Below are 1,364 nucleotides of genomic sequence, written 5' to 3'. Positions count from 1 at the left end.
TGGTGTGGTATAAAAAAAGTTGACAGCTTATTCTCAAGGATTTCATAATAAAACCAAGAGAATAAGGAGGCATTCAAAGTGGCACGTAAATATGACCATGAATACAAAGTACAGGCAGTAAAACTTGCCAAGGAAATCGGCGGCGCTAAGGCTGCTAAAGAATTAGGAATCCCAGAAGGAACCATCCATACCTGGCTGAAAGCTGTTAGAGCCGGTAAGCTGGATATCGGAGAAGGCTCCCATACTCCCACCAGCGCAATGAGCCTGGCAGAAGAAATTACCATGCTGCGCAAACGGGTAAAGGAACAGGATAAGGAAATCCGTCGCCTGAAGGAAGAAAACGAATTCCTGGAGGAAGCCAGTGCTTTTTTCGCCGCCAGCCGTCGGAAGTCGGCAAAAACCAGAGAATGATCTTTCTGGCCCTGAAGACAGAAGACGGCAGGATTACCGGGAAAATCTCGTTTTACTGCAGAATGCTTGGGGTCAGCCGCCAAGGCTTCTATAAATATCTCGCAAATAAAGACCGTCCCTGGAAGTACCAGGATTTGGCAGATGCCATGAAAGAAATCGTCAGTGAAGATGAATGTAACGATACTTATGGTCGAATCCGGATGTACCAGGCATTGTTGCTGAAACAGCCGGAAGGAGTGCATATTCCCAGTGAGAGAACCGTATACCGAGTTATGGATCAGATTGGCCTTAGCCATCGACCTAAGAGAAAACCCAACGGGATCACAAAGGCTGATCGTGAAGCCATGAAATCGGATGATCTGCTAAAACGGGATTTCCGTTCTGATACCCCATTAGAAAAATGTATTACGGATATCACGGAGATTCCGACATCCAATGGGAAACTGTATGTATCTGCGATTTTTGACTGCTTTGATCTTAGTGTCCTCGGTCTGGCAATGGAAACAAATATGAAAGCCGATCTATGTATCCATACATTGGAAAACGCCCTGACTGCCTATCCTGCGTTGGAAGGCGCTGTCATCCACAGTGACCGCGGGACACAGTATACCAGCGAGTCCTACCGTCAGACCATCCGGGAGCATCATATCCATCAAAGCATGAACAGTGCCGGAGGGCGCTGCCATGATAATGCACGCTGCGAGAGCATGTGGGCCAGAATGAAGACGGAGCTTCTTTATGACCGTTATGACACAAAGCAGATGGAAGTAGAAGAACTAAAGGTACTTATCTGGAGATACTTCCTCAGCTACTGGAACAACCGGAGGATCTGCTCTGCCAATGGCGGCCTTCCTCCCATGGTAAAACGCAGGCAGTACTATGAGGCTTTGGAGGTGGCTGCATAGTCAGTGATATCCTTGAGAAAAATGTGTCAACTAATCTTGACAATATCA

General features: G+C 47.1%; 2 protein-coding genes. Both read left to right on the top strand.

All coding sequences use genetic code 11. The annotated features are described in order from the left end of the window. The first annotated feature begins 78 nt into the window (after positions 1 to 78). The gene (locus H6A32_RS15755; RefSeq protein ID WP_087178456.1) at positions 79 to 411 is read left to right on the top strand and encodes a transposase; all 333 of its coding nucleotides are present in this window, start codon (positions 79 to 81) and stop codon (positions 409 to 411) included. Continuing rightward, positions 408 to 1,316, top strand: coding sequence for an IS3 family transposase (locus H6A32_RS15750; protein WP_204864813.1), 909 nt, complete (start codon positions 408 to 410; stop codon positions 1,314 to 1,316). The genes H6A32_RS15755 and H6A32_RS15750 overlap by 4 nt, the downstream gene beginning before the upstream one ends. Positions 1,317 to 1,364: the final 48 nt, after the last annotated feature.

Source organism: Drancourtella massiliensis, from assembly GCF_016900655.1.
In the GTDB taxonomy this organism is placed as follows: Bacteria; Bacillota; Clostridia; order Lachnospirales; family Lachnospiraceae; genus Sellimonas; species Sellimonas catena.
The sequence above is the reverse complement of the archived record's forward strand: the minus strand, read 5'-3'. Positions and strand labels throughout refer to the sequence as shown.

Excerpts from the sequence above, each read along its gene's own strand:
- H6A32_RS15750 (WP_204864813.1), top strand. The coding sequence starts at position 408 with ATGATCTTTCTGGCCCTGAAGACAGAAGACGGCAGGATTACCGGGAAA.